Origin of the sequence: Sedimentibacter sp. B4 (assembly GCF_000309315.1) — a bacterium.
In the GTDB taxonomy this organism is placed as follows: Bacteria; Bacillota; Clostridia; order Tissierellales; family Sedimentibacteraceae; genus Sedimentibacter; species Sedimentibacter saalensis.
The window spans coordinates 1-406 of sequence record NZ_CANG01000175.1 but is presented as its reverse complement, the minus strand read 5'-3'; the positions used below and the strand labels follow the sequence as shown (position 1 = coordinate 406).

At 70.2% G+C, this 406-nt stretch carries 1 protein-coding gene; it reads right to left on the bottom strand.

The window, feature by feature from the left end; all coding sequences use genetic code 11:
* On the bottom strand, nucleotides 1-406 hold a 406-nt coding region (locus BN358_RS10630), incomplete at both ends, for an HAD hydrolase family protein (protein ID WP_019229142.1).

Sequence of the window (406 nt, the reverse complement as noted above, 5' to 3'; positions counted from 1 at the left end):
GCAGAACTGGGGCATCGAACGAGTCAGCCCCGGCACCTCTGCCCGGAGCGCCTCGTCGACGCGGTCGAGATGCTCCGGATCGCCTCCGACCATGACCTTCACGACCTTCTCCTCCGCGATCACGTCAGCGAGCGGACGGAACCGGGGAGGCTCGGCGAGCAGGTGGGTCAGGAGCTCGGTGGTGGCGCTCTCCTCGTCGGCGAACCAGGCGTCCGGGGTCCAGAGCGTCGGGCTGCAGCCAAGACGCCGGGCCGCCGCCACGGCGTGCGCGGTGACCTCCGGGTCCATCTGCCTGACCCTTAGCCGTGCTCCGGTCACCGGATCAGTGATCACCGCCCCGTTGCAGGAGATCACGGGCGCGGTGAACCGGAGTTCACGGGCGATGGACAGCGCAACCCCCTCGGCG